The organism is Limnobacter sp. G6BE5S (assembly GCF_058448965.1).
On the sequence record NZ_JBZFLM010000006.1, the window covers coordinates 34,612 to 58,983 of the forward strand.

28 protein-coding genes and 1 riboswitch are annotated in these 24,372 nt (G+C 52.7%); of the genes, 11 read left to right on the plus strand and 17 right to left on the minus strand.

What is annotated here, in order from left to right; all coding sequences use genetic code 11:
• Positions 1-13: 13 nt before the first annotated feature.
• The 3 genes from ACVL1J_RS11625 to ACVL1J_RS11635 form a co-directional block, all read right to left on the minus strand.
• On the minus strand, positions 14-307 hold the full coding sequence (locus ACVL1J_RS11625) for an NAD(P) transhydrogenase subunit alpha part 2 (RefSeq protein ID WP_008249635.1): 294 nt from the start codon (positions 305-307) through the stop codon (positions 14-16).
• A gap of 13 nt (positions 308-320) precedes the next feature.
• Positions 321-1,448, minus strand: coding sequence for a Re/Si-specific NAD(P)(+) transhydrogenase subunit alpha (locus tag ACVL1J_RS11630; protein ID WP_341237570.1), 1,128 nt, complete (start codon positions 1,446-1,448; stop codon positions 321-323).
• 225 nt (positions 1,449-1,673) lie between these two features.
• A complete protein-coding gene (locus tag ACVL1J_RS11635) occupies positions 1,674-3,602 on the minus strand; it encodes a TonB-dependent receptor (protein WP_341237569.1) in 1,929 nt (642 codons plus the stop codon).
• A gap of 192 nt (positions 3,603-3,794) precedes the next feature.
• Positions 3,795-4,003, minus strand: a riboswitch (cobalamin riboswitch).
• Positions 4,004-4,064: 61 nt separating this feature from the next.
• Between ACVL1J_RS11635 and ACVL1J_RS11640 the strand changes: the two genes are divergently transcribed.
• Positions 4,065-4,580, plus strand: a complete 516-nt coding sequence (locus tag ACVL1J_RS11640) for an NUDIX hydrolase (RefSeq protein ID WP_341237568.1) — start codon at positions 4,065-4,067, stop codon at positions 4,578-4,580.
• Between the two features lie 7 nt (positions 4,581-4,587).
• Positions 4,588-5,655 (plus strand): tRNA 2-thiouridine(34) synthase MnmA, encoded by a 1,068-nt coding sequence (gene mnmA, locus ACVL1J_RS11645; RefSeq protein ID WP_491665346.1) that lies wholly within the window; start codon positions 4,588-4,590, stop codon positions 5,653-5,655.
• Positions 5,656-5,717: 62 nt separating this feature from the next.
• Here mnmA and ACVL1J_RS11650 read toward each other — a convergent pair whose 3' ends face one another.
• Entirely contained in the window at positions 5,718-6,329 is a 612-nt protein-coding gene (locus tag ACVL1J_RS11650) for a glutathione S-transferase C-terminal domain-containing protein (RefSeq protein ID WP_159568921.1), read from the minus strand.
• A gap of 191 nt (positions 6,330-6,520) precedes the next feature.
• Here ACVL1J_RS11650 and purB point away from each other — a divergent pair, with 191 nt between their 5' ends.
• The 6 genes from purB (at position 6,521) to ACVL1J_RS11680 (ending at position 10,897) form a co-directional block, all read left to right on the plus strand.
• Entirely contained in the window at positions 6,521-7,897 is a 1,377-nt protein-coding gene (gene purB, locus ACVL1J_RS11655; protein WP_341237567.1) for an adenylosuccinate lyase, read from the plus strand.
• A gap of 112 nt (positions 7,898-8,009) precedes the next feature.
• A complete protein-coding gene (locus tag ACVL1J_RS11660) occupies positions 8,010-8,456 on the plus strand; it encodes a type IV pilin protein (protein ID WP_341237566.1) in 447 nt (148 codons plus the stop codon).
• Entirely contained in the window at positions 8,449-8,937 is a 489-nt protein-coding gene (locus ACVL1J_RS11665; RefSeq protein ID WP_341237565.1) for a pilus assembly FimT family protein, read from the plus strand. The genes ACVL1J_RS11660 and ACVL1J_RS11665 overlap by 8 nt, the downstream gene beginning before the upstream one ends.
• Positions 8,930-9,649 carry a hypothetical protein gene (locus ACVL1J_RS11670; RefSeq protein ID WP_341237564.1) on the plus strand — a complete coding sequence of 240 codons (720 nt, stop codon included), beginning with the start codon at positions 8,930-8,932 and terminating at the stop codon, positions 9,647-9,649. The genes ACVL1J_RS11665 and ACVL1J_RS11670 overlap by 8 nt, the downstream gene beginning before the upstream one ends.
• Positions 9,646-10,368 (plus strand): hypothetical protein, encoded by a 723-nt coding sequence (locus ACVL1J_RS11675; protein WP_341237563.1) that lies wholly within the window; start codon positions 9,646-9,648, stop codon positions 10,366-10,368. Before ACVL1J_RS11670 ends, ACVL1J_RS11675 begins: the two co-directional genes overlap by 4 nt.
• Positions 10,369-10,384: 16 nt before the next feature.
• Positions 10,385-10,897 carry a hypothetical protein gene (locus ACVL1J_RS11680; RefSeq protein WP_159568927.1) on the plus strand — a complete coding sequence of 171 codons (513 nt, stop codon included), beginning with the start codon at positions 10,385-10,387 and terminating at the stop codon, positions 10,895-10,897.
• A 2-nt stretch (positions 10,898-10,899) separates the two neighbouring features.
• On the opposite strand, the gene ACVL1J_RS11685 is transcribed toward ACVL1J_RS11680, so the two are convergent.
• Genes ACVL1J_RS11685 through yajC form a run of 4 tightly spaced genes read right to left on the minus strand, consistent with a single transcriptional unit; the run spans position 10,900 to position 15,079 of the window.
• Positions 10,900-11,832, minus strand: a complete 933-nt coding sequence (locus ACVL1J_RS11685; RefSeq protein WP_341237562.1) for a PilZ domain-containing protein — start codon at positions 11,830-11,832, stop codon at positions 10,900-10,902.
• A 24-nt stretch (positions 11,833-11,856) separates the two neighbouring features.
• The gene (secF, locus tag ACVL1J_RS11690; RefSeq protein WP_159568929.1) at positions 11,857-12,810 is read right to left on the minus strand and encodes a protein translocase subunit SecF; all 954 of its coding nucleotides are present in this window, start codon (positions 12,808-12,810) and stop codon (positions 11,857-11,859) included.
• A 25-nt stretch (positions 12,811-12,835) separates the two neighbouring features.
• Complete coding sequence (gene secD / locus ACVL1J_RS11695; RefSeq protein WP_341237561.1) at positions 12,836-14,728, minus strand: protein translocase subunit SecD; 1,893 nt, start codon at positions 14,726-14,728, stop codon at positions 12,836-12,838.
• Positions 14,729-14,737: 9 nt separating this feature from the next.
• The gene (gene yajC / locus ACVL1J_RS11700; protein ID WP_159568931.1) at positions 14,738-15,079 is read right to left on the minus strand and encodes a preprotein translocase subunit YajC; all 342 of its coding nucleotides are present in this window, start codon (positions 15,077-15,079) and stop codon (positions 14,738-14,740) included.
• A gap of 135 nt (positions 15,080-15,214) precedes the next feature.
• Here yajC and msrA point away from each other — a divergent pair, with 135 nt between their 5' ends.
• Entirely contained in the window at positions 15,215-15,757 is a 543-nt protein-coding gene (msrA, locus tag ACVL1J_RS11705; protein WP_341237560.1) for a peptide-methionine (S)-S-oxide reductase MsrA, read from the plus strand.
• Here msrA and ACVL1J_RS11710 read toward each other — a convergent pair.
• From ACVL1J_RS11710 to ACVL1J_RS11750, 9 genes are read right to left on the minus strand one after another with little or no spacing between them, the layout of a single operon-like run.
• Positions 15,754-16,539 (minus strand): tRNA threonylcarbamoyladenosine dehydratase, encoded by a 786-nt coding sequence (locus tag ACVL1J_RS11710; protein ID WP_341237559.1) that lies wholly within the window; start codon positions 16,537-16,539, stop codon positions 15,754-15,756. The two genes, msrA and ACVL1J_RS11710, sit on opposite strands and share 4 nt — an antisense overlap.
• A complete protein-coding gene (locus tag ACVL1J_RS11715; protein WP_341237558.1) occupies positions 16,539-17,660 on the minus strand; it encodes a S1C family serine protease in 1,122 nt (373 codons plus the stop codon). The genes ACVL1J_RS11710 and ACVL1J_RS11715 overlap by 1 nt, the downstream gene beginning before the upstream one ends.
• Complete coding sequence (locus tag ACVL1J_RS11720; RefSeq protein WP_341237557.1) at positions 17,657-18,298, minus strand: DUF2946 family protein; 642 nt, start codon at positions 18,296-18,298, stop codon at positions 17,657-17,659. The genes ACVL1J_RS11715 and ACVL1J_RS11720 overlap by 4 nt, the downstream gene beginning before the upstream one ends.
• A complete protein-coding gene (locus ACVL1J_RS11725) occupies positions 18,291-19,289 on the minus strand; it encodes a hydrolase (protein ID WP_341237556.1) in 999 nt (332 codons plus the stop codon). Before ACVL1J_RS11725 ends, ACVL1J_RS11720 begins: the two co-directional genes overlap by 8 nt.
• Before the next feature lie 15 nt (positions 19,290-19,304).
• Positions 19,305-19,760: a YybH family protein gene (locus ACVL1J_RS11730; RefSeq protein WP_105028166.1), complete on the minus strand. Its 456-nt coding sequence runs from the start codon at positions 19,758-19,760 to the stop codon at positions 19,305-19,307.
• 41 nt (positions 19,761-19,801) lie between these two features.
• Positions 19,802-20,656: a formyltetrahydrofolate deformylase gene (purU, locus tag ACVL1J_RS11735; protein ID WP_159568937.1), complete on the minus strand. Its 855-nt coding sequence runs from the start codon at positions 20,654-20,656 to the stop codon at positions 19,802-19,804.
• A 37-nt stretch (positions 20,657-20,693) separates the two neighbouring features.
• Positions 20,694-21,722 (minus strand): lipopolysaccharide heptosyltransferase II, encoded by a 1,029-nt coding sequence (gene waaF, locus ACVL1J_RS11740; RefSeq protein WP_491665347.1) that lies wholly within the window; start codon positions 21,720-21,722, stop codon positions 20,694-20,696.
• A 5-nt stretch (positions 21,723-21,727) separates the two neighbouring features.
• On the minus strand, positions 21,728-21,931 hold the full coding sequence (locus tag ACVL1J_RS11745) for a zinc-finger domain-containing protein (protein WP_008249601.1): 204 nt from the start codon (positions 21,929-21,931) through the stop codon (positions 21,728-21,730).
• 6 nt (positions 21,932-21,937) lie between these two features.
• Positions 21,938-22,858, minus strand: coding sequence for a branched-chain amino acid transaminase (locus tag ACVL1J_RS11750; protein WP_341237554.1), 921 nt, complete (start codon positions 22,856-22,858; stop codon positions 21,938-21,940).
• A gap of 142 nt (positions 22,859-23,000) precedes the next feature.
• On the opposite strand from ACVL1J_RS11750, the gene ACVL1J_RS11755 reads away from it, so the two are divergent.
• Positions 23,001-23,654: a TetR/AcrR family transcriptional regulator gene (locus ACVL1J_RS11755; protein WP_341237553.1), complete on the plus strand. Its 654-nt coding sequence runs from the start codon at positions 23,001-23,003 to the stop codon at positions 23,652-23,654.
• Positions 23,655-23,702: 48 nt separating this feature from the next.
• Positions 23,703-24,371 carry a protein-L-isoaspartate O-methyltransferase family protein gene (locus ACVL1J_RS11760; RefSeq protein ID WP_341237552.1) on the plus strand — a complete coding sequence of 223 codons (669 nt, stop codon included), beginning with the start codon at positions 23,703-23,705 and terminating at the stop codon, positions 24,369-24,371.
• Position 24,372: the final 1 nt, after the last annotated feature.

Consider the following 24,372-nt stretch of genomic DNA (forward strand, 5'->3'; position numbering starts at 1 on the left):
GATCGCTGTTGGTTTATTTGTTCTTTTTCTTGAACATTTCAAGCATGCGACGGGTGACCAAAAACCCACCGAACACATTCACGGCAGCCAGCGCTACGGCCAGCACCCCCATGAATTTGCCCAACGGTGTTACGGTCAGCGCAGCTGCCAACATGGCACCCACAATCACGATTGCGGAAATTGCGTTGGTCACCGCCATCAATGGGGTGTGCAGCGCGGGGGTTACGTTCCAAACCACGTGGTAACCCACGTAAATGGCCAGTACAAAAATAATCAGGTTGACCACGGTGGGGCTAATTGCGTCCATGTTGGCTCCTTCCTTAAGCGTTTTTGCGTTTGAGTTCGCCACCGGTGCACATCAGGCACGCAGCAACAATGTCGTCTTCCATGTCGATCTTGAAAGCGCCTTCACCATCGAAAACAAGTTTCAGGAAATCGATCACGTTGCGTGCATAAAGTGCGGATGCATCTGCGGCCACCATGGCAGCCAGGTTTGCATAACCCACGATTTTTACGCCGTTGACGTCGACAATCTCGTTCAGTTTGGACAAGGGGCAATTGCCGCCCTGCTCCACAGCCAGGTCGATCACGACTGAACCGGGCTTCATTGCGCGCACGGTTTCTTCGTGCAACAGCGTTGGCGCCTTGCGGCCAGGAATCAATGCTGTGGTAATCACGATATCGCTTTTGATCGCTTTTTCGTGCACAGCAGCAGCCTGGCGCTTCATCCAGCTTTCAGGCATTGGGCGGGCATAACCACCTACACCTTGAGCGATTTCGCGCTCTTCGTCGGATTCGAACGGCACGTCCACAAACTTCGCACCCAGCGATTCAACTTGTTCTTTGGTGGCAGGGCGCACATCGGATGCTTCAATGACAGCGCCCAAACGCTTGGCCGTTGCAATGGCCTGCAAGCCTGCAACACCCACACCCAGAATCAACACGCGTGCAGCTTTTACAGTACCCGCAGCGGTCATCAGCATGGGCATGAAGCGCTGGTATACGTTGGCCGCAATCATCACGGCCTTGTAACCGGCAATGTTGGCCTGTGAAGAAAGCACGTCCATGCTTTGAGCACGTGTAGTGCGTGGCGCAGCTTCCAGTGCAAATGCCGTCAGGCCAGCCTTATTCATGGCCTCCAATGCTGCATTGTCAAAAGGGTTCAACATGCCGACAACAACCTGACCCGCACGATAGGCAGACAACTCGTTCTCAGCCGGTGCACGCACCTTGAGGATCATGTCACAGCCGCCGATTACATCCATTGCACGATCAACGATTGTTGCGCCCACATCAATGTAGGCCTGATCGGTGATCGAGCTGGCAACACCTGCACCTGCTTGAACAAACACTTCGTGTTTTTGAGAAATGAGCTTCTTCACCGTTTCAGGTGTGGCGGCTACACGCGTTTCTCCGGACCTTGTCTCGGCCGGGATTCCGATTTTCATGGAACTTCTCCTTGTGGGAAAGCGCTTTTATTTGATGTTTAAGAACTGCAAATACACTGCTGGTGCGGACTATAGCACGGTAGTATCGCCCAATCTAAGGGAATACCACAACCCAGCATCTGACAATAATTCTTGTCAAATTATAATTAAACCGCCTCAAATTGTGTTGAGTCCGAGATCTAAACATCAAATCAGAGAATTGATAAGCAAAGGGCTGCTTCTGCTTTAAAAATCAGCATTCAGATTAATGAAAAACGCCCGACCAATTTCCGGGTAAATCCCGTTCGGACCGAACTGCGTTCTGTAGTATTGCTTGTCGAATACATTCTGAACCTGGAACACCACGCTGTAACTGTCTTGCCTGTAGCGCCAATTCAGGTCGAGCACACCAAAACCGGGGATCTGTAGATCCGTATTTGCAGCAGACCGTTGATCGGATTGCATGTTCACAATCGCTTCCGTTGATACGCGTGATGTCCAGTCATATTCAGCGGCAACCTTCAAGTTGTGGGCTGCAACCAGTGGTACGCGACTGCCGCTGAGCGAACCTGACCGAAACTCAGCATCCAGATACTGATAAGCCGCGATCATTCTCAAGTCTTTGCGCAAGCTTCCATTCCATTTCAATTCAAGGCCTTTTCTGCGCAACTCGTCCAGGTTGCTGTTCAAACCATTGATGAACAATGCAGGGTCTACGATCGTAGGATCAAAAAACAATTCATTCTCAACGTCCATCACGAACAGCGTGCTGCTGAACTCACCTGTCCACATCGCAGTTTTCAAACCCACCTCCACTTCATCTGCAACTTGAGGGTTCAAAAACGGCACACGGGTTGTCCCCACGCCTGCAAAGCCATTTTCATTGGCATTCGGAATGCGGAAGCTGCGGGCGACTTTCGAAAAGACAGTGAGGTTCTCGGCTGCCTTCCAGGAAGCGCCCAACTGATGTGCGACCAGTGAGTAATCCCGTGTTTCGCCGCTGGCTTTCTGTTGCTCGGACCGTTCGTAACGGCTGCCAGCATTCACACGCAACACATCGTTCACGGTCCAGTCGTCTTCAATGAAGATCGCATTGGATTCAAGCGTGCCTGCGTCAAACCCACGCAAAGCGGCTTTTTCAATGTCGTAACCGACACGAATGACATGCGCACCTGCGCCATGCGGCAATGTAAAGGTGAGGTAGGGACTAATCTGGTCTTGTTCATACTCTGACCGGGCGTTAAACACAAAACCACCCCCAAAGTCGAAAGATCCCAATGCTTCATGAGTACGACGACTTACACGGACACCCGTTCCCCAATTGCCGTAATCAGCCGAGCCATAGAAACGGAAGGTATTTCGTTCGAACGATCCAAAATCGTTTGGACTATTTGTTTGCTTTGGGTTTTGCTCAAACTGCGCACGATTCAGTGAACCAGGAAATCTGGATTTTGAACCCTCGGCGGAAAATGACGCACCCGCGCTGAACACATCGCCTTGCCAATCCAGCGCCAAACTAGCCAAATCGCGGCTGGCTTCGCTGTTGTCTCGGTATCCGTTGGTGAATTCCTTGGAACCATTGAACACCAACGAAAAACCGTTAGCGCCGCCAAACAGGGTGGCGCCCAATTCTTTGGTGTCGTAAGAGCCATAAGACGCAAATACATCACCACCCACACCGTCGCGACCACGGCCTTTTTTGGTCGTGATCCGTATAACACCACCACTGGCTCCGCTACCGTAAGCAACCGAACTGCCGCCGCGAATAACCTCGATTGTTTCAATGCTGCTGACCGGAATACTGCCATAGCGGGGAGTGACGCCTTCGTTGTCATTCAACTTCACGCCATCCACCACAAACACCACATTGGCAGACGCGGTTTCACCAAAACCACGCAAGTCCACGGATGCACTTCGGCTTCCGTCTAGCGGGGTACGAACATTGACCAAAGCCAGTTTAGACAACACATCGCGCACGGTGGTATAGCCAGACTGACGAATTTGCTCAGCCGTAATGACTGTGGTCGAAAATGGCTGGTCCTTCTCAAGGACTGCAGTTTGAGTAGAGGACACAAACACTGGGGGAAGCGCATAAAACGCGAGTTCCTCTTGAGCCTGTACGGGCAAAGCCGCCAACAAACAAACGATTGGTAATTTTTTGAAATGAATGAACACCTTGAACTCCAGTAAACTGCACCCACCGTGCGGCAATCAATTAACTGGGGAAGACAACACAGGCGAAAGAACCACGCGCGCAAGCAAGCCAAGGACACAACAGCCCTGGAAGTCACGGAGAAAAGTTCGGTAAAAAACAATTGGCCGCCTGCGTGCTGCCTCCCCGCAGCACCAGTCGCTCGCCTGAATGGGACAGGCTGAACGGTCAAGGCCGGTATCCGGGCTTGTAAGTTTTGATGTGTCGCCTTCCCAGTTGCTGCGTTTAGAGCAGCTTTACTACCAGTGGCAAAATGACACACCCGCACTTACGTACCGTTGCGGGGGCAGCGCAGGCTTGAACCTGCTTCCCGTTTAACTGCGCTCAAAAAATGAGCACAAGCACCTTAACCCTGCTATTCTAACGTGTTTTTTTAACACCCAAACACCGGGCGCATGCCGTTTAGGCAGTGCGATTGAAAAGCCATGTCAGAAGTCTGGAAACCCAGCGTCACAGTAGCCGCCATTGTCGAGCATCAGGGCAAATTCCTGATCGTGGAAGAACACACCACCGATGGCATCAAGCTGAACCAACCCGCAGGCCACCTGGATCCAGGTGAAACGCCACAGTTTGGCGCTGCCCGCGAAGCACTGGAAGAATCAGCCTGGGAGGTGAACCCGGTGGGTTTGCTGGGCATCTACATGAGTCGCTACACAAGCTCACGCACGCAGGAAGATGTTACTTATCTGCGCTTTGCCTTTGCAGCCGAGGTGGTGAAACACCACATTGATCGCGCATTGGACGAAGGCATTATCCGCACACTGTGGATGACCGTTGAGGAGTTGCGCGCCAGCCAAGACCAGCACCGCAGCCCTTTGGTGATGCGTTGCGTGGAAGACTTCCTGAACTGGAAGGCTGGCAAACAGCCCATCATGCCGCTTGAACACGTGTACACGCACCCCAGCGTGCTTGCAGGCCCCATGCCCCCCGGCGTATCGTAAAAGCATCATGGCTAAAACAGTGGTTATTGGCATGTCGGGCGGGGTTGATTCCTCGGTGTCGGCATGGCTGCTTAAGCAGCAGGGTTACAAGGTGATTGGTCTTTTCATGAAAAACTGGGAAGACGATGACGATTCGGAGTATTGCTCGAGCCGACAAGACTGGCTGGACGCGGCCAGCGTGGCCGACATGGTTGGCGTGGACATTGAAGCCGTGAACTTCGCCAACGAGTACAAAGACCGTGTGTTCTCTGTGTTTCTCGAAGAATATTCCGCAGGCCGCACGCCCAACCCTGACATTCTGTGCAACAGCGAAATCAAGTTCAAGGCCTTTCTGGACCACGCCTACAGCCTGGGAGCTGACTACATTGCCACGGGGCACTACGCCCGTGTGCGTGAAGTGAATGGCGAATTCCAGCTGCTGAAGGCAGTGGATCACAGCAAAGACCAATCGTACTTTCTGCACCGGCTGAACCAGGCGCAACTCAGCAAAACCCTGTTTCCGCTGGGCGAAATCCAGAAAACCGAAGTGCGCAAAATTGCGCTTGAACTGGGTTTGGCCAACGCCACCAAAAAAGACAGCACTGGAATTTGCTTCATTGGCGAACGTCCATTCCGTGAATTTTTAAACCGCTACCTGCCCACCGCACCCGGCCCCATTCTGAATGACGAAGGTCAACAAATTGGTGAACACGTGGGCCTGAGCTTTTACACGCTGGGTCAGCGCAAAGGCATTGGCATTGGTGGCCAAAAAGCAGGCAATGGCGAACCCTGGTTTGTTGCCCGCAAAGATTTGAAAAACAACACGCTGTATGTGGTGCAAGGGCACGACCACCCCTGGCTGCACCAGAAAGTACTGACTGCCGAACAGGTACATTACATTTCAGGCCATACCCCAAGCGATGCGCACATGGCTTGCAAAGCCCGTTACCGCCAAGAAGATTCATCCTGTGATTTCAAACAGACGGAACAAGGGTTCGAATTGAACTTTGAAGAAAGCCAGTTTGCGGTCACCCCGGGGCAAAGCGCCGTGCTCTATCAAGGCGAGGTTTGCTTGGGCGGCGGCGTTATTGCCTGAAACACGGCATAAAAAAAGCCCCGACCAATTCGGGGCTTTTTTCTTTGGTGCATTCAGCTGAGTTACTCAGGCTTGGTGTCTTCAAAACTGGGGCGACAAGCCAGGCGCTCGGAATATTCATTCAGTTCCGGATACAGTTCACGCCACTTCAAATCGGGCATGCGGAAATCAAGATAAAACAAGGCACAACCCACAGTGATATCGGCCAGGCTGAATTGCTCAGTCAGGTAAAAACCTGGGGTGGTTTTAATGCGATGGGAAACCCAGGCCAGGCCATTGTGAATTTTCTGGGTTTGACGGTCAATCCAGGGTTGGCTGACCTTGTCGCCCTCGTGGAATTTCTTTTCCAGAATAATATCCACGGCCGCCTGACTCAAACCCTGCCCCAGCGATTCCATTGTGCGAACCAAGGCACGGTTATTGGGGTTGGTTGGCAACAGGGGCACCGTTGGCATCATGTATTCCAGCATGCCTGAGATAACCAGTGAATCAAATACGGTTTGACCACCATCCAAAATCAGGCAAGGCACCTTGCCCAGAGGATTGTGATCGCTGATGCGGGTGTTTTCGTCCCACACATTTTCAAGTACAAACTCGTACGGAATTTCTTTTTCTTGAAGCTGAACGCGAATTTTGCGCACGAAGGGGCTAGTCAGGGATCCCACTAGTTTCATCACAGTTCTCCTAAATACAATCCTGGATGAGATTGCGTCTTGTTTTTTACGACCTGAAAGTGTCTAACAGTTTTACAAATTGAACAAGCAGAATTCCAAAATACCGCCGAGGACACCACTCCTCACGAATAGTTTCCAGCGAGACAGGTTACAATACAAGGCCTTGAAAAACCTCAATTTTTACCATTCGCATGATCTCTTCAGACTCTTTAAGCACATTAACCGCAATCAGCCCGCTTGACGGCCGTTATCAGTCCAAAGTGGCCAATTTGCGCCCCCTGCTCTCTGAAGCCGGGTTCATGCATCACCGCGTTATCGTTGAAATTGAATGGCTCAAGGCGTTGGCCAACGCAGGCTTTTCTGAATTGCCTGCCTTCTCAGCACAAGCACTGGCCAAACTCGACGCCATCAAAACTGAATTCTCAGAGGCCGATGCACAACGCATCAAAGAATTCGAGGCCACCACCAACCACGATGTAAAGGCTGTTGAATATTTTATTAAAGAAAAGTTTCAGGCCGATGAAGAACTGAAAAAATCGGCTGAATTCGTTCACTTTGCCTGTACTTCCGAGGACATCAACAACATGAGCCATGCCCTCATGTTGAAAGCAACGCGTGAACAGGTGATTTTGCCGACGCTGGATCGCATGGTCACCACCCTGCGCAATTACGCCCACCAGTTTGCCGACTTGCCCATGATGTGCCGCACCCATGGCCAGCCCGCCAGCCCCAGCACCATGGGCAAAGAATTTGCCAACGTAGTGCACCGCCTGGAGCGCGCCATTGTTGCTATCAAGGCTGTGGAATTACCCGCCAAAATGAACGGTGCTGTGGGCAACTTCAATGCCCATTTGTCAGCCTACCCTGAATTCGACTGGGAAAAGCTGAGCCGCGATTTGATTGAAAGCCTGGGACTTACCTTCAACCCCTACACCATTCAAATCGAACCACACGATGGCATTGCCGCCCTGATGGACGCCATTGCACGTACCAACACCATTTTGATCGACCTAAGTCGCGATATTTGGGGTTATATTTCTTTGGGCTACTTCAAACAGAAGCTGAAAGCCGGTGAAGTGGGTTCGTCCACCATGCCACACAAGGTCAATCCAATTGATTTCGAAAATGCCGAGGGCAATTTGGGCATGGCCAACGCGGTGCTAAAGCACTTGTCTGAGAAATTGCCCGTGTCTCGCTGGCAGCGCGATTTGACTGACTCCACAGTGCTGCGCAATTTGGGCGTGGGCATTGGTTACGCGATCCTGGCCTACGAAAGTTGCCTGCGTGGCTTGGGCAAGCTGGAAGTGAACGAAGCTGCAATTGCAGCCGACATCGACAACGCTTGGGAATTACTGGCTGAGCCAGTACAAACGGTGATGCGCCGCTACGGCCTGCCCAACCCATACGAGCAACTCAAGGAGCTAACCCGCGGCAGAGGCATTACTCAAGCGGGCCTGCAACAGTTCATCGCCCAACTGGATTTGCCCCAATCTGAAAAAGATCGCCTTCTGGCAATGACCCCGGCCAGCTACATCGGCAAGGCCGCTGAACTGGCCAAGCGCATTTAATAATCTTCCCCGAGGCAAACTGTCACCGTTTGTAAGTACCCTGCCTCGGGGATGATCAGCTCAAAATACCCACGCATACTCAAGCACATAGAGTCATTTTTGGTGTTTGACCATGCGTGCGGGCCTCGGATTTACCTTGATTGAACTGACATTTGCAATCGCAATTGTTGGTGTGCTCGCCACCCTGAGCTACGCAGGCTATGAATCATCGTGGGAAAAATCGAACTTCCGCACCATGCGGGAATTCGGCGTGGAGCTGGCGCTAAGCCAGCAGCTGCACAGGCAACGCTATGGCCGCTACGCACAAAATGTCTCAAGCAGTGGCACGCCAAATGCAAATCGCTTGGTTCTGCCCTCTTCGAGCAACTACAACGTGGTTGTCTCAAATTCCGACTTTCGTGGTTACCGGGCTGAAGTCAAACCGAGCGTCAACGCGCCGCTTAGGCTACCCGAATCCTGTAGAACACTGATTGTTGAAAGTGACATGGGCATTCAACGCTTTGGTGCCCGGTCTGTCGCCAATCAAAACACCTCTGACAGGTGTGTTCCTCATGGCTAAGCGCATTGCAGGCTTCACCTTAATCGAGATCTTGATTGGCATGGCAGTGGTCGGTGTACTGGCTGTTGCAGTCATTCCCAGCATGAACTCGGTGCTGAACAAACAAACCTTGAGGGTCAAAGTTGCGCACCTGGACACCTATGTCGATCAAGCGCGCAACCTGGCAGCGATTACAGAATGCCCAGTCGAGATGAGCCTGCAACCCGGCAACAGTGCGGTGAACGTGAATGTGGCCGTTCAACATGACCCGTTCATGAAAGGCTGCAGCGCCTGGTACTCCCAAACCAACAACCAAAATAATCGGGGCTTCTCAGCAATGCTCGGAGATGTCACCCTGACCACCGCCACGAATCTTCATTTCAATGCAGTGTCTGGGGTGTTGGACACACAAAACCAAACACAACTAACCCTCAATTACAGAAACAAGCGCGCAGAAATAACCTACCTGGGCATTGGCAACGGGGTGGTGAGCTATGAATAACAAAACCAGGCCTTATCACGGCGCATCCTCGGTCAGCCTGCTGATTGGCATGGCCTTGCTGACCATTAGCATTACCGGTGCACTCAAGTTGATGGGGGTCAGCATACGCGCACAAAATGACCTGAATACCGAGAATCTGGTCGATCAGGTCAATCGAATTGGTGAAATTATGACAGTTCACCTGAACAGGGGCGGCAGCTACCAAAACCCCGATGTTGAAGCCAAGGGCATACAGTTGTGCAGCCTGCAAAATCAATCCGTGCAATGCAATGGCTACCAGTCCACAAACCGAAACTTCTGCCTAAGCATTCCAACACGCGTTAGTCGCAGCGGCAATGATGTCATCAACCTGACTGGCTTTCGATTGTTCAATGGAGTACTCGCCCAACGCGAATTGGCAGGCGCAAACATGGCGCAATTTGACCATGGGGCATTTTGCGGCAATAACCCAGCCTGGCTTGATTTGAACAATGTGCGTGACTTTGAGTTTACCAACATCCGGTTTTGCAGGTTTCAGGCCAACACGCCCGGGCAGGTTACCCAGAATTATGAGCAGAATTGCAACTCGGTCATCGAGAACAATCCCGAATCCAATATGTTCTGGATCGCCATGTTCAAAGCACGGATTGGCGATAACGTAACCGAGGGGCAGTACGAAGAAGCCCGGATTATCCACCTTCTCAACACCACACGGGTAAGGATGGGATCATGAACAAGTGGCTGCGCATGCGAAAAAAATTCCAGTCGGGTGCCCTTGGTGTATTTGTATGTGTGGTGCTAGTGATTGTGTTTGGGTTGATCAGTCTGCAAAACGTAACAACCACCAGCCTGGATCTGTATTTGTCAAATTCCAAGCAACACATTGAGGAAGCACGCCAATTGGCCTACGCGGGTCTGCGCCATTACACCCACAATTTTGGAAATGATGTTGCCATTCAGAAACTAATCGATGATTACAAAGGCAACACCGCCATTATCGGGGAGTGCTCTTTGACTGTTGCGCTGCCAGAAACACTGGACCCACAAATACAAGTGGCCAGTCCGAACACGCCAGACAACAACCGACAAGACATTGTAATTCGTGGCATGATCGTGCCCTATAACTGCGACCATGCCATTTCAGATGAAAACTACCGAGCCACTTTTGAAATAGTGGCCAGTGTGAACTGCGTGGGCAGCCAGGGCGTGCAATCGGGCTGTGTGAAACGGTCATTTGTATTCAATCGCGAAGACAGCAATGGGCGTCCGTACAATCCCATTCAAACACCACCGCCACCACCGCCGCCACCCAGGCCACCCGACCCGAATCCGCCGCCGCCGCCTCCACCGCCGCCACCCGTTCAATCCCCGCGTCCGTCAGAGCCGCCGCCCAGGGAAGAACCCAGGCCACCACCTCCGAAATCAAAAGGTAAACATGAAGTGGGATTCTAGAAAAAACGGATTTTCAATGGTCGATGCATTGATCGCTATTCTGGTGCTGTCTGTTGGATTGGTGCTGTATGCCAAGAACTGGACAGCCAACTTCGGTGCCAAAAACTCGACCCATGTGCGATCGATCGCGGCAACACAGGTCGCCGAGATCGGCAATGTGTTGCTGGCCAATATTTCGGACCTGGATCGAGACACACCAAGAGGACAAATTATTTCGCGAATGCAACAGTTCTCGGGGCAGCTTGAGAATCACTTGAATGGCTATGCTGGCGCGAGAGGCTACGAATGCACGAGCAATGGGCCCCGGGCCTTGGGATCAACCAACAATTCAATTAATTTGAACGACGCCACACTGCCCCGGGCATGGGCGCAAGGTGCGGCCTCATGTGTCAGCATTCAGCCATTGCCCAACCTGAACACTCAAACAAACGGAGTGTGGGTGCACATTGAGGCCAGCTGGATTGACGCACACACGCGAGACAACCAGAGGGAAAACGTGAGTGTTTATACTTTGGTCAGCCCGCTTTGATATTACTTTGAATACAACTGGGGACCCAGGCGATGAATTAACCGATCACTCACAAACGCGTGAATGACCGCAAATTGTTCGTCACTCAATGACCTCAATGCAAAGCCGTAGCTTGAGGAAGCGGGGCCAGAGTCACGCGGCTTGGAAACCACGTCTGCATCACATTCAATCACATACTTTCTGTCATCGAGAATGATTTGAAAAGCAATTGAAATCGTTTGTCCAATTTTCAGTGAAACAGCCTTGGCAAACAACAGTTCAACGCCACCCGTGGAGATATTGTCGATCACGGCCGTAGTGGGCTCGGCATCACCACTTTTAGACCCCGCCAAACGTATGCTTGCCGGAAGATCACAATTGACACGTCGTGCCCGGCGAATGGCCTGAGACTCCAAGTGAGTTTCGTGCGGCCACGACATCACGATCAGTGGGTGCGGCGACAGCAACACCTTCTCGATCATTGAGCTGAAACGGTAAATCGATAAACCATAAGTGGCTTGAAAATCCCAGACCTGTCCTTCTTTGGTAAACACACATTTGCCATCACGCATGGGGTGCGTAATCACAATGGCGGCCAGCGGAATACTGCCAATCAAACGCACATGAAACGGATCTTTCGCTTGGCCGTGCGCAAACATTTTCAGCTGACTACCGGTTTCAAAGGGGTCTTCGAAAGACTGCTTTGCAGGAAGCATTCTAGGCAAAGTGCTGGAGTCGATTTGTTGCTTGCCGGGTTGAATAACAAATTTGGTCGCCCACCTGGGGTTGTGGTAAAGACCCTTGGCAGCCAGTTCATCCAGCTGTTTCTGGCTGGTCACCGCTTGCCCTTCAGCGAGCAGCAACACCCCGCCTCGATCAAAAATGGCGAATGGCAGCGCCTTGCCTATTTCAATGTCGCCCTTGGCCAATGGCGACAGGTCTTTGGGATTGTCCACGCTGCCTCGCTTGCTAACCCCGCTTTACGGAGTCTCAAATTCTTTGTCTTTCTTCACAGGCTTAACCAAGTCTTCTCTAGTCAGCCCCATCCACATCAACATGGGACTTGCTACCAACACAGAGGAGTAAATACCGAACAGAATACCGATGGTCAGCGCCAAAGCAAAGCCGTGCAAGGTTGGGCCGCCAAAAAACAACATCGAACACACCATGATCTGTGTAGAGCCGTGGGTAATGATGGTGCGAGAAATTGTGCGGGTAATCGCACTGTCGATCGTCTCAGGCACTGACATTTTGCGGACTTTCTTGAACGTCTCACGAATTCGATCGAACACCACCACCGATTCGTTCACCGAATAACCCAGCACCGCGAGCACAGCAGCCAAGACCGAAAGGGAAAACTCCCAACTGAAGAAGGCGAAGAAGCCGAGAATAATCACCACATCGTGCAGGTTGGCAACAATGGCAGACACCGCAAATTTCCATTCAAAACGCAGTGCCAAGTAAATCATGATGCCGATGATCACCACCATGAGCGCGATCACACCGTTTTCAGCCAGCTCACGACCCACCTGCGGCCCCACGAACTCAACCCGCATCAACTGAACATCGGGGCCTCCCAGATTCAGCACCTGCTCCGTCATGGCCTGTTGATTCAACTTGCCATCTACGCCCAAAACTCCGGACTGCAGGTCTTTCACAGCCAACCGCACCAACACATCTCGGGCCGTACCAAAGTTTTGTACCTGCGGTTCACCAATGCCGGTGGCACGTAGCCCTTCCCGAATTTTCTCGAGTTCCGCAGGTTGGGAATAACGGGCCTCAACCAACACACCGCCGGTAAATTCCACACTCAGATTCAAGCCTTTGGTGGACAGGAAGAAAACCGCTGCCGCAAAAGTCAGGAACGAGATGATGTTGAAAATCTTGGCATGCCGCATGAACGGGATGTCGTTTTTAATTCTGAATAATTCCATTTCTTCTTACTCTGTTCGTTGGTGGTCAGGCTTTTTTGGCCACGGCTGTGTCGCTATCAGGGCGCCAAATTTGCCCAATGCTCACAGAGTCCAGTTTTTTCTTTCGGCCATACCACAGGTTAACCACGCCACGCGACACCACGACCGCGCTGAATATTGAGGTCAGGATACCCAGGCAGTGCACCACGGCAAAACCACGCACAGGGCCCGAGCCAAAAATCAACAAAGCCAAACCAGCAATCAGGGTGGTAATGTTCGAATCCAGAATGGTGGCCCATGCGCGCTCGTAACCCGCTGCAATGGCCTGCTGGGGCGCAGCGCCCTCGCGGAGTTCTTCGCGGATACGCTCGTTGATCAACACGTTGGCATCAATCGCCATACCCAAGGTAAGTGCGACAGCGGCCAAACCAGGCAGGGTCAAGGTGGCCTGCAGCACCGACAACAGCGCAAACAACAGCAACACGTTCACCGCCAGGGCAAAGACCGAGAAAACACCAAACAACAGGTAATAGGCCATCATGAAGAGGCCCAAGACAACGAACCCGTACAAGGTGGAATTGATACCTTTGTCAATGTTGTCAGCACCCAGGCTTGGGCCAATGGTGCGCTCTTCAATAATATCCATGGGCGCAGCAAGTGAACCTGCACGCAGCAGCAAAGCCAGGTCGGCAGATTCCACGGTATTCATGCTGCCGGAAATCTGCACACGACCACCGCCAATTTCACCGCGGATCACCGGCGCAGTAACCACCTCGCCCTTGCCTTTCTCGATCAACACAATCGCCATTCGCTTGCCAATATTTTCAGCAGTTATATTGCGGAAAATACGAGAGCCCTGGCTATCCAGCGTCAAATGGACAGCGGGTTCCTGGGTTTGATTATCAAAACCGGCTTGTGCGTCGGTCAGGTTGTCACCGGTCAAAATCACTTCCGATTTCAACAGCAAATCACGTCCGCCACGCTCGGTGTAACGCTCCAGACCAAAGGGCACAATGCCGCTGGCCAAAGCGGACTGGGCCTCGGGGCTGTCGTCCACCATTCGCACTTCCAGCGTGGCCGTGCGCCCCAGAATGTCTTTGGCCTTGGCTGTATCCTGAACACCCGGCAACTGAACCACGATGCGGTCTGCACCCTGGCGTTGAATGACAGGCTCAGCCACGCCCAATTCGTTGATTCGGTTGTGCAGCGTTGTCATGTTCTGGCGCAACGCATATTCGCGAGCCTGCTGCTCCACCTGCGGTGCCAAGCTTACATTCAAGGTGAATTCAGTACTGTTCTCAGGTGCAAGCAATTGCAGATCGGGCGAGTCTTTCGCCAATGCCGCCTGGGCCTTGCTGCGGGTCTCTGCGTCGCGGAAGGTCAGACTAAAGCCTGCAGGGGTACGCGTGGCACTGGCGTAGCGCAGGTCTTCTTCGCGCAGGGTTTGCTTGGCACTGGCCAGCAAGGCGTCTTTGCGCTTTTCTAGCGCTGCGTCCATGTCCACCTGCAGCAAGAAGTGCACGCCACCGCGCAAATCCAGACCCAAATACATGGGTAGCGCATTGATGTTAGTCAGCCAGTCAGGTGAGCGGGACAACAAATTAAGGGCAACAATGTACCCCGGGTCGTTCGGGTCAGGATTAAGCTGGTTTTGAAGAAAATCACGCGCCTTTAGTTGCGCTTCAGACGATTTGAACCTGAATTTCAGTGTTCCACCACCCAGCGTTTCTTCGAAAAACACCCCGTCGGGATTGATACCTTGCGCCTCTAGCTGGCTGGACAATCGCTCAGCCAGATCGGGTGACACTTTCAAAGTGGATTTTCCACTTGAAACCTGCACGGCAGGCGCTTCGCCATAAAAATTGGGCAAGGTGTATAACACACCCAACACCAACACAATGGCGATCATCAGGTACTTCCAGACAGGGTATCGGTTCATGACAGCAAATTAACGAGTTTCTTTCAGGGTGCCGCGAGGCAGCAGGCTTTGTACAGCAGCACGTTGCAGCACAACTTCAACAGGTTTGTCACCCATTTCAGCCACTTCCAGCGTGATGTACGATTCGTTGATTTTGCTGATTTTGCCCAGCAAACCACCCGAGGCGATCACTTCATCGCCTTTTTGCAGGGTTTCAACCATGGCTTTGTGTTCTTTCTGACGCTTCATTTGGGGACGGATGGCCAAAAAATAAAGTACGCCAAACATCAAAATGAGGGGCAGGAAGCTTAAAAGGCCACTTTCCGGGCCAGCGGCTGCGGATTGCGCAAACGCGGATGAAATCACAGTCATCTCCTTAAAGTTGTGATGGGTTCGCGCCGAGTATACAACGCTTGACACTTAAAATTCAGACCAAAAGGCTTGACTTGGGTTCCACTTAAAGATTCACTTGGTGATTGTGGGAACAATAAAAACAGGCTTTGATCTATGTCGAGCAAGATAGAACAGGCAACCCTGGGCGGGGGTTGTTTTTGGTGTACGGAAGCTGTTTTCCGGCAACTCAAGGGAATTGAGCTTTGCGAATCGGGTTATAGCGGCGGTAGCGACCCCAACCCCAATTACGACAAGGTGTGCGGTGGACGTACCGGCCACGCCGAAGTGATTCGGCTGCACTTTGTCCCGGAATTGATTTCATTCCGTAAAATTCTGGCGGTATTTTTTGCCATTCACGACCCCACCACCTTGAACCGACAAGGCAACGACGTGGGCACGCAATACCGGTCTGTGATCTTTTTCCACAGCCCGGAGCAACATGACACTGCCGTAGCGTTTGTAGAAGACCTGGAGAAGCGAAAAATTTTTCGTGACAAGGTTGTCACCGAAATATCACCTTTGCTGAATTACTTCCCCGCGGAGAAATACCACCAGGAATATTTCGAGAACAACCCCATGCAGCCTTATTGTGCTTATGTGGTGGCTCCCAAGGTTGAAAAGGCAGAAGACCTGTTCGGCGACATGTTCAAGCGTTAACTTGCCTTGTATTTGCCCATGCAGTGCGAAATGGCCCAAGCGGCCATCTGCATGCCCATGGTGGCGGTCACGGTAACCACTGAGCCATAACCTGCACAGTTCAAGCCAGCAGACGGCTCGCAGGCCTCACTGCGCTTGACCTGCTCTGCTGAATAAAACACAGACACACCCAGTTTTTTCTTGGGGTCTTTGGCATAACCATGTTCACGGCGCAGTGTGTAACGCACTTTGGCCAGCAGGGGGTCGTTGGTGGTGTCGCGCAAATCGGCTGGTTGCACCAGCCAAGGCTTTGTTTTTCCGCCAGCACTGCCCGACAACACCACAGAAATATTCAAACGCGCGGCCACTAGCGCCATGGCGACTTTGGCACGCACATTGTCGCAACAATCCAGCAACACCTTGTACTTACCGGGTGTGGCCGAAAATTCCGTCAACAATGTTTGGGCATTGTCCGGTTCCAGAAATGCGTCCACCAAGGTGATTTGGCACTGCGGGAAATAGCTGTGAATGTGATCGGCCAGCGCTTTGATTTTCTCTTGGCCCAGTGTTGTGTCGCAGGCCTGAATTTGCCGGTTGATATTGCTTTCAGCCACATGATCCATGTCGACCAGCGTAATCCGCCCAATACCGCTACGAGCCAAAGCCTCGGCAGCCCACGAACCCACACCACCCACGCCAACCACCATGGCGTGAACATCTTGATTGAGAAAGGCATGGGCGCCATCGCCATACAGGCGATTCAATCCACCAAAGCGACGGCCCAAATCCGGATCGTCGTTCATCAACGCGCTTCCAGATCAACGATACTCACCGCCACTTCACGGGTGTCGTCGCCACGCATCACCAACAAATTTGCGGTGCCGCCCACACCAATTGCTTCAAGCGCCTTGGAAAGCTGCAACACATTGGCCACAGGTTTGCGGTCCACGGCAATAATGATGTCGCCGACCACACCCGCTTGCAAATCAAACGGTTTCAAACCAGCCTTTGCAGCCGGCGAGGCTGGCTCAATGCCCATCACGGCAACACCGCGAATGCCCAGGCGGCGGGCAAGCGACTCGTCGGCTACAGCAATACCAATGCCGGGGCGCGGCAAAGTGCCCCGCTCGATTAGCTGAGGCACAATTTGATTGACCAAATCCACCGGAATGGCAAACCCGACCCCCGCGGAGGAACCACTTTGCGAGAGTATCGCCGTGTTCACACCAATCAAACGCCCAGCGGAATCGAGCAAAGGCCCACCCGAATTACCCGGATTAATTGCGGCATCGGTTTGAATGACATCTGGAATTTCACGCCCATTGCTGACAGGCAGGGTTCGCCCCAAGGCGCTGACAATGCCTGCGGTCAGGGTTTTGGACAAACCAAAGGGATTGCCGATTGCAAACACCGACTGGCCCACTAGCAGGTCACCAGAAACACCCACAGGAATGGGGCGAAGAGTGGCAGGCTTGTTAACCAGGCGAATCACGGCAAGGTCATAGGAGGGTGCAATACCCACCAAGCGAGCAGGCAGGGGCTCAGAATCATCAAGCTGCACGCGAATGCGGCTCGCTCCCTCCACCACATGGGCATTGGTCACAATGTGCCCGGCATCGTCCCAAATAAAACCGGAACCAGTGCCTTCAGCGACACGCCTGAAAAACAGTTGACCTTGCACACTCTCGGTAAAAATGTAGGCCACAGAAGCCTTGGACACCTCAAACAGTTCCACCACGCTTTTTTCACCCGCGGCGAGATCACCCCGCGCCTCGACCACACGCGGTGTGACATTTTCCGGGCGACTTGTGAACAGGTTTTCGATACTTGACTGGTTGTACAGCACATAGAGCAAAGCCACGAACAACACAAAGGCTAGCAATGCTGTGGCTGAAGCACCGCGTTGATTCTGGTTCGGTTTCACGAATTTGGATCCTGCTGGTTAACTTCGGGATTCGGGTTGAATTGAAAACGCCGGGCCACTGCATTCGAATCAATTTGTATTAATTTGAAGGTGCAAGTGCGCTGACCGGTGGAGGTCTTTTTGTCACGCCGCAATTTGGTGCGTGCGGCGATCAAGGAGTCGGGGTCGCAGTCGGGAACAGCCCAGCAGGCCTGGTGAACAAGTTCACCACCGCTTTCTTGAAGCCCGGCAGCGAGCAAGTCCATGTCATTGCTGTGCAACAGGCCAATGCCTTGCTCGCCTTCTATCAATACCCTGCCCTGTTCATCCTGATACATGGCCAAAGGCCACCCCACCAGGCCGGTGTGCGTGCTCAACATTAAATCGCCTTGTGCCAAGGGGTGGATTCGATACACCCAAGGCGTGTAGGCCAAATGCACGTAAGCCTTTTGAGGACCATTTTGAAAATAAAAACGACCGTCAGGTTCGCAGCCGTAATTGCGGGCCATGAAATTCAAAATACGCGGATGACTAATTGTTAACCCTTCCGGTGCCGGCCCGGTAAGCAGCCAGTCGCCCTGCAAGTTCAGTTTGAGCCAACCTGCGATAGCCGGCACATTGGGCCAGCGCGCCAGTGCCTTTTCTACAAGATCATCCACCGCTCACTCCCGTGTGTGGTCCAGTGTGTTGCGCAAAGAAAGCATCGCACTGCTTGGGTAACCAGTCCAGCCCCAAACGCAAATTGCGACCATCGGCAAAGCCCACATGACCACCATGATCGGTGAACAGGCAGTTCACCAGCGGCGACACCTCATGCGGCCCGGGCAAATGCTGCCCGCTCATGAAAGGATCATTTTTGGCGTGAATCATCAAAGTGGGTACCGCAATGTGTTTCAGCAAGGGCTTCGCTGATGAAACTGCATAGTAATGCTCGGCATCCCGAAACCCATGCCAAGGGGCGGTTACACGGTTGTCAAAATCGAAAAAGTCTTTGCAAGCAGCAATGTCTTCAATCTTTCCCAATTCAGGAAATCGTTTGATTTTCTCAATTGATTTTGGAATCAAGGTATTTAAAAACATGCGGGTGTAGACCCGATTAAATCCTTTGGCCAAGGAGTTTGCACCTGCGAGTAAATCCACGGGTGCGCTTACAGACACCGCAGAACTGATCACTTCTCCAGCTTGCTTTTCTTGCTCGCCCAGCCACTTCAGCAGCACATTGCCACCCAACGAGACACCGGTGACATGCATGCGATCAACAGCAGGAAATTCGCTGCGCAGTCGGCGCAATATCCAGTCCATTTCAGCAGAATCACCGGAATGATAAGCACGTGGCATTCGATTATTTTCGCCGGAACATCCCCGAAAATGCACAACCACACCCACAACCCCTGCCATGCGGGCCTGGTTCATCACCGCAAGGCTGTAGTGGCTGCGCGAGCAACCCTCGAGACCATGAAACAACACCCACAGCGTGTGGTGTTTTACAGCTTGTGCCGGGGGCTCGGTAAAATCGAGGTCGATGAAGTCGCCATCGGGCGTGTTCCAGCGCACACGGTGATAATGCACGCTGGGTTTGTTGGCCCAGCGGGCTGCCAGAATGGTTTGGGAATGGCCCTCGGGAAGCCACCAGGGCGGACGGTACACCATACTGCCTCAGTGCCCTTAGTGCAGCGTGGGCTGCGGGTCGAAGTCGGACAAATCATCCTCAACCATTTCTTCAGCGTCCATGGCCGGGCTTGCGTGATGCATCACGATTTTCCACCCGTTCGGCCCCTTGTGATACACATTGGTCGCATTCACCTGCACCACATGGGGCTCACCGCGTGAGCTGCTCATCATCACCTGTTCAACAATGTTGTGCACCGAGACCATGACACCTTCCACACGGTGCACCGGCACCACACGAATTTGAAGCGCGCCAGCCGAAAGAATTTCTTTCCAGGAGTCGCGCACGTCGTGATAACCCTCCACGCGGGGACCACCCGGGTGAATACACACCACATGCTCATCATCTGCCCACAGGTCCATCAGGGCTTCCAGATCGGCTGCTTCCAGTGCCTCGTAAAAGGCTTGCTCGATGTCTTGCGGGGAGGAATGAATAACTTTGGCTCGGGACATTCAACGCACTCCAATCGGTATTAATGTGTTTTGAATGAGACTCACTGAAACACCACGGTTTTTGATCCGTTCAGAACCACACGGTGCTCACAGTGCCATTTCACAGCGCGAGCCAACACCATACATTCGGTATCACGGCCACGGGCAGTTAGTTCTTCAGGTGTTAAGGAATGGTCTACGCGGGCCACATCCTGCTCAATAATCGGACCTTCATCCAGATCGGAAGTCACATAATGCGCAGTGGCGCCGATCAGCTTGACCCCTCGATCGAAAGCTTGTTGATAAGGCTTGGCACCTTTGAAGCTTGGCAAAAAGCTGTGGTGAATATTGATCACCCTGCCCAACATGTCGCGGCACAATTCAGGCGACAAAATTTGCATGTAGCGGGCAAGCACCACCAGGTCAATTTTTTCGCGCTCAATGATTTGGCGAATTTGTATTTCCTGCAGTTCTTTCGCCTCGGTCTTCACGGGCAGGTGATAAAACGGAACCCCGTACGACGCAGCCAGCAAAGCAAAGTCCTGATGATTCGATACGATGGCTGGAATTTCACAGGGCAGTTGCCCGCTTTTCCAGCGAAACAACAGGTCGTTCAGGCAATGGCCAAACTTGGACACCATCAGCAACACGCGTGGCTTTACCCGCGCATCAAAAAACTGATATCTCATGGCGAACGGCTCTGCAACCTTCGCAAAATTGGCCTGTAACTCGACTTCAGTCAGCTTGCTTTCAAGGGGCAATGAAAAATGCACGCGCAAGAAAAAAAGGTTGGTTGATTCGTCGCCAAACTGGGCGGAATCCAGAATGTTGCACTGTTGGTCAAACAAAAATTTGCTGACGTTGTACACAATACCCGTGGTGTCTGGGCAAGAAATAGTCAGGATGTAATCACGCATGGTAAGGCCAGGGTGCATTGAAAATGGGCTTGTAAGATCATACTCCCTGAGAAGCAGGCACCAACTGATCCGACACCATTTTCGGGTCGAGCTTTTTCAGGCAATCGGTGTGGCCCAGCGGGCATTCTCGCTGGAAACAGGGGCTGCACTCCAGCTGCAGGTAATACACCTTGGCCTTGTTGCTCAAGGGTGGAGTGTGGTGCGGGCTGCTGGAACCGAACACCGCATGCACCTGCACATTCAATGCTGCAGCCACATGCATTAATCCAGAATCGTTGGTCAGCAACTGGCTGGCTGCTGACATCAGTGCCATTGCTTGGGCCAAACTTGTTTTGCCTGCAAGGCTTTCAGCGCGGGACTGCAAGTCTACCGGCAACAGGCTGAGAATTTCAGCACAAAAAGCGGTGTCTTTCGGACCGCCGAACAACACGACCTGCTGCAAGGGATTGCGCAGCAAAAACTCAATGGCCACCGCCGCAAAGTGCTCAGCGGGCCAGCGCTTGGCCGGACCGAACTCGGCACCAGGCGCCAAGGCCAGGAACCCTGGCAGCAAGCCGAACTCGGTGCAGGCAGCAGTGCCCATGCCCGCCTCAACATTCAACACCGGGAACTCAAGCAACTCGCCTGAATAAGCACCAAGCTGGCCGTACCACTCGATCATGGGTGGTTTGGCTTTCTTGGATGGCTTTGGCAAAGCGTGCGTAAGCACAGCAGTACGAAGCTCGCCGCTGTAACCCACCCGCTTTGGAATGCCTGCAAACCAGGGAACCAGCGCCGACTTCAGTGAATTGGGCAACACCACGGCCATGTCAAAACCACGGCCAGCAAGCGATGCACCAACTTGCCTGCGCAAGCCCCATTGCAACTTACCGTGAGAAAAAGGTTCGACCTGTACTGCACGCACTGCGTGACTGAACTGGTATACCGGCGCTGTGACCGGGGGAGCCAATACGTGAATTTCGCAAGGCCTGCCGTCTGCAGACCGCAATGTGTTGTCTTGGTGCAAAGCCTGGATCAGCGACAGGCTCATGACCGCATCGCCAATCCAGTTGGGGGCAACAATCAAAACCTTCAATGTGCGTGTACTTTTGCACCAGGTTTCAAGGTGTACACCGTGCCGCAGTAAGGGCAGGTGGCCTTGCCTGTTTTGGTGACATCCAGATAAACCTTCGGATGCGTGTTCCACACCGGCATGGCCGGGTTGGGACAAAATGCAGGCAGTTGATCACCATCAAGCTGCACTGTTTCATGTTTTGCTTTTTTGTCACTGATCATGATGAGTTACACCCGTGTCAGCCAGTGTTCATACTTTTCATTTCGACCATACACCACGTCGAAATAACGCTTTTGAAGCTCTTCGGTAATCGGGCCGCGAGTGCCCGCGCCAATGGTGCGGTTGTCCAGCTCACGAACAGGCGTCACTTCGGCCGCAGTACCAGTGAAAAAACACTCATCGGCAATGTAAATGTCATCACGCGTCAAGCGCTTGCTCTTCACTTCCATGCCCATTTCACGGGCCAGGGAGATGATGGTGGAGCGGGTAATACCAACCAAGGCCGATGCAATTTCAGGCTCATAGATGCAACCGTCTTTGATCACGAACACGTTCTCGCCTGCACCCTCAGCCACGAAACCGTCCACGTCGAGCAACAGGGCTTCATCGTAACCATCTTGAATGGCTTCGGTATTGGCCAAAATGGAATTGGCGTAGGTGGCAGCAAATTTGGCGCGGGCCATGGTTACATTCACATGGTGGCGGGCATAAGAGGAGGTTTTTACCCGAATTCCCTTTTGCAACCCTTCTTCGCCCAAATAGGCACCCCAAGGCCAAGCGGCGATGGCCACGTGGGTGGCTGCCCCCTTGGGTGACACACCCATTTTTTCCGAGCCATAAAAGGCGATCGGGCGGATATAGCAGGAATCAAGATTGTTGGCACGCACCACTTCGCAACAGGCGTCCATGATCTGCTCACGCGTGTACGGCATGTTCATGCGGTAAATGTGGGCAGAGTTGAACAGGCGGTCTGTGTGCTCTTTCAACCTGAAAATGGCTGGGCCCTTGTCAGTTTTGTAGGCACGCTCGCCTTCGAACACCGACAAACCGTAGTGCAAACTGTGTGTGAGCACGTGAATTTGCGCTTCACGCCACGGCACAAGCTTGCCGTCAAACCAGATAAAGCCATCGCGATCGGCCATTGACATGCTGAATTCTCCGAAATTCCAAGATTTACCAAACCGACATATTCTACAACCCAACAGGCACCGAATTGAGCGCACTACGTTGACTCGGTGAAGAATGAACCACTATAGTGCAATCAACCACCATAAAAAAAGAAGTACACCTATGAAGCAATGTCTGGCGAATGCTCAACCCCGTTGGACGCGTAGAAAACAAGAGCGCCCACAAGAACTACTCGATGCCGCACTGACCATTTTCAGCGAAAAAGGATTTGCCGGTGCCCGCCTTGAAGATGTAGCCAAAAGCGCAGGCGTGAGCAAAGGCACCGTTTACCTGTATTACTCCAACAAGGAAGAGCTGTTGAAAGCAGTGGTGAAAGAACATGTTTCACCCATTGTTGAAGAAGCCAAAAGCCTGCTGGAACCCGAGAAAAGCTCGGCCAACCTGATTCGCGAAGCAATCCACCTGTGGTGGCTGAAGTACGGTTCGACCAAACTGAGCAGCATCACAAAAATTGTACTTTCAGAAGCCAATGCCTTTCCCGAACTGGGCCGCTTCTTCTATGACGAAGTGGTTCGGCCCTGGTGGGACTATCTTGAATCTGTGCTCAAACGTGGCATTTCCCGCGGAGAATTCGCCGACATCGACACCGAGTATGCCGCCCAGGTGTTGTGCGCACCGCTGGTTACCCTTGGTTTGTGGAAACGGACCATGGATGGTTGCTGTGGCGTGGAAACCAACCCCATGCGTTATATAGAAGCGCACATTCAAATGGTGCTGAATGGTTTGACCTGCCCGCAAACATCGCGTGTCGCATAAAATTTGCTAAAATAGCGAGTTACCCATTTCCCCACGCGAGAACCCGCCATGGACTTCGAGAAAGCCCGCTTCAACATGATTGAACAACAAATCCGCCCCTGGAACGTGTTGAACCAGAAGGTGCTTGATTTGCTTGAAATCATCAAACGCGAGAATTTTGTGTGCTCCGGTCTGGAAAAACTGGCATTCACCGACTGCGACCTTCCAATCCGGGTGAGCGGCGCAGACACCGGCGAGGCCATGTTCAGCCCCAAAATGGAGGCACGCATTCTTCAGGAAATCGAGTTGGGTACCCATGAAAAAGTGCTTGAAATTGGCACGGGCACAGGTTACATGGCTGCGCTGATGGCACAGCAATGTGCCCACGTCACCACCATTGAATTGAACCCGGCCATTGCTGAACTGGCCCGCAGCAACCTGAAAAAAAATGGCATTACCCGCGTGAAAGTGCTTGATGGTTGTGGCTTTCAATTGGCCCCTACACTTGGCCAGTTTGACGCCATTGTGCTGTCGGGCGCCACGCCGACCATGCCGGCAGGCCTGCTGGAGGCGGTCAACCCACTGGGACGCCTGATGGCCGTTGTTGGCCGGGCACCCGCCATGCAGCTGGTGTTGGCCCGGAAGTCCCGCGATGGCCAATTGATTACCACCCCGTTGTTTGAAACCATGACCAAGGTGTTGATCAACGCACCCAAGGCCAGCGAATTCGTATTCTAAG

Bases quoted from the DNA above. Each gene is read 5' to 3' on its own strand.
- ACVL1J_RS11665 (WP_341237565.1), top strand. From the start codon at position 8,449: ATGGCTAAGCGCATTGCAGGCTTCACCTTAATCGAGATCTTGATTGGC.
- ACVL1J_RS11670 (WP_341237564.1), top strand. From the start codon at position 8,930: ATGAATAACAAAACCAGGCCTTATCACGGCGCATCCTCGGTCAGCCTG.
- purB (WP_341237567.1), top strand. From the start codon at position 6,521: ATGATCTCTTCAGACTCTTTAAGCACATTAACCGCAATCAGCCCGCTT.
- ACVL1J_RS11680 (WP_159568927.1), top strand. From the start codon at position 10,385: ATGGTCGATGCATTGATCGCTATTCTGGTGCTGTCTGTTGGATTGGTG.
- yajC (WP_159568931.1), bottom strand. From the start codon at position 15,079: ATGACTGTGATTTCATCCGCGTTTGCGCAATCCGCAGCCGCTGGCCCG.
- secD (WP_341237561.1), bottom strand. From the start codon at position 14,728: ATGAACCGATACCCTGTCTGGAAGTACCTGATGATCGCCATTGTGTTG.
- ACVL1J_RS11750 (WP_341237554.1), bottom strand. From the start codon at position 22,858: ATGTCAATGGCCGATCGCGATGGCTTTATCTGGTTTGACGGCAAGCTT.
- ACVL1J_RS11760 (WP_341237552.1), top strand. From the start codon at position 23,703: ATGGACTTCGAGAAAGCCCGCTTCAACATGATTGAACAACAAATCCGC.
- msrA (WP_341237560.1), top strand. From the start codon at position 15,215: ATGTCGAGCAAGATAGAACAGGCAACCCTGGGCGGGGGTTGTTTTTGG.
- ACVL1J_RS11755 (WP_341237553.1), top strand. From the start codon at position 23,001: ATGAAGCAATGTCTGGCGAATGCTCAACCCCGTTGGACGCGTAGAAAA.
- ACVL1J_RS11725 (WP_341237556.1), bottom strand. From the start codon at position 19,289: ATGGTGTACCGTCCGCCCTGGTGGCTTCCCGAGGGCCATTCCCAAACC.
- ACVL1J_RS11745 (WP_008249601.1), bottom strand. From the start codon at position 21,931: ATGATCAGTGACAAAAAAGCAAAACATGAAACAGTGCAGCTTGATGGT.
- ACVL1J_RS11660 (WP_341237566.1), top strand. From the start codon at position 8,010: ATGCGTGCGGGCCTCGGATTTACCTTGATTGAACTGACATTTGCAATC.
- mnmA (WP_491665346.1), top strand. From the start codon at position 4,588: ATGGCTAAAACAGTGGTTATTGGCATGTCGGGCGGGGTTGATTCCTCG.
- ACVL1J_RS11625 (WP_008249635.1), bottom strand. From the start codon at position 307: ATGGACGCAATTAGCCCCACCGTGGTCAACCTGATTATTTTTGTACTG.
- purU (WP_159568937.1), bottom strand. From the start codon at position 20,656: ATGCGTGATTACATCCTGACTATTTCTTGCCCAGACACCACGGGTATT.
- ACVL1J_RS11650 (WP_159568921.1), bottom strand. From the start codon at position 6,329: ATGAAACTAGTGGGATCCCTGACTAGCCCCTTCGTGCGCAAAATTCGC.
- ACVL1J_RS11640 (WP_341237568.1), top strand. From the start codon at position 4,065: ATGTCAGAAGTCTGGAAACCCAGCGTCACAGTAGCCGCCATTGTCGAG.
- ACVL1J_RS11710 (WP_341237559.1), bottom strand. From the start codon at position 16,539: ATGAACGACGATCCGGATTTGGGCCGTCGCTTTGGTGGATTGAATCGC.
- secF (WP_159568929.1), bottom strand. From the start codon at position 12,810: ATGGAATTATTCAGAATTAAAAACGACATCCCGTTCATGCGGCATGCC.
- ACVL1J_RS11630 (WP_341237570.1), bottom strand. From the start codon at position 1,448: ATGAAAATCGGAATCCCGGCCGAGACAAGGTCCGGAGAAACGCGTGTA.
- ACVL1J_RS11675 (WP_341237563.1), top strand. From the start codon at position 9,646: ATGAACAAGTGGCTGCGCATGCGAAAAAAATTCCAGTCGGGTGCCCTT.
- ACVL1J_RS11730 (WP_105028166.1), bottom strand. From the start codon at position 19,760: ATGTCCCGAGCCAAAGTTATTCATTCCTCCCCGCAAGACATCGAGCAA.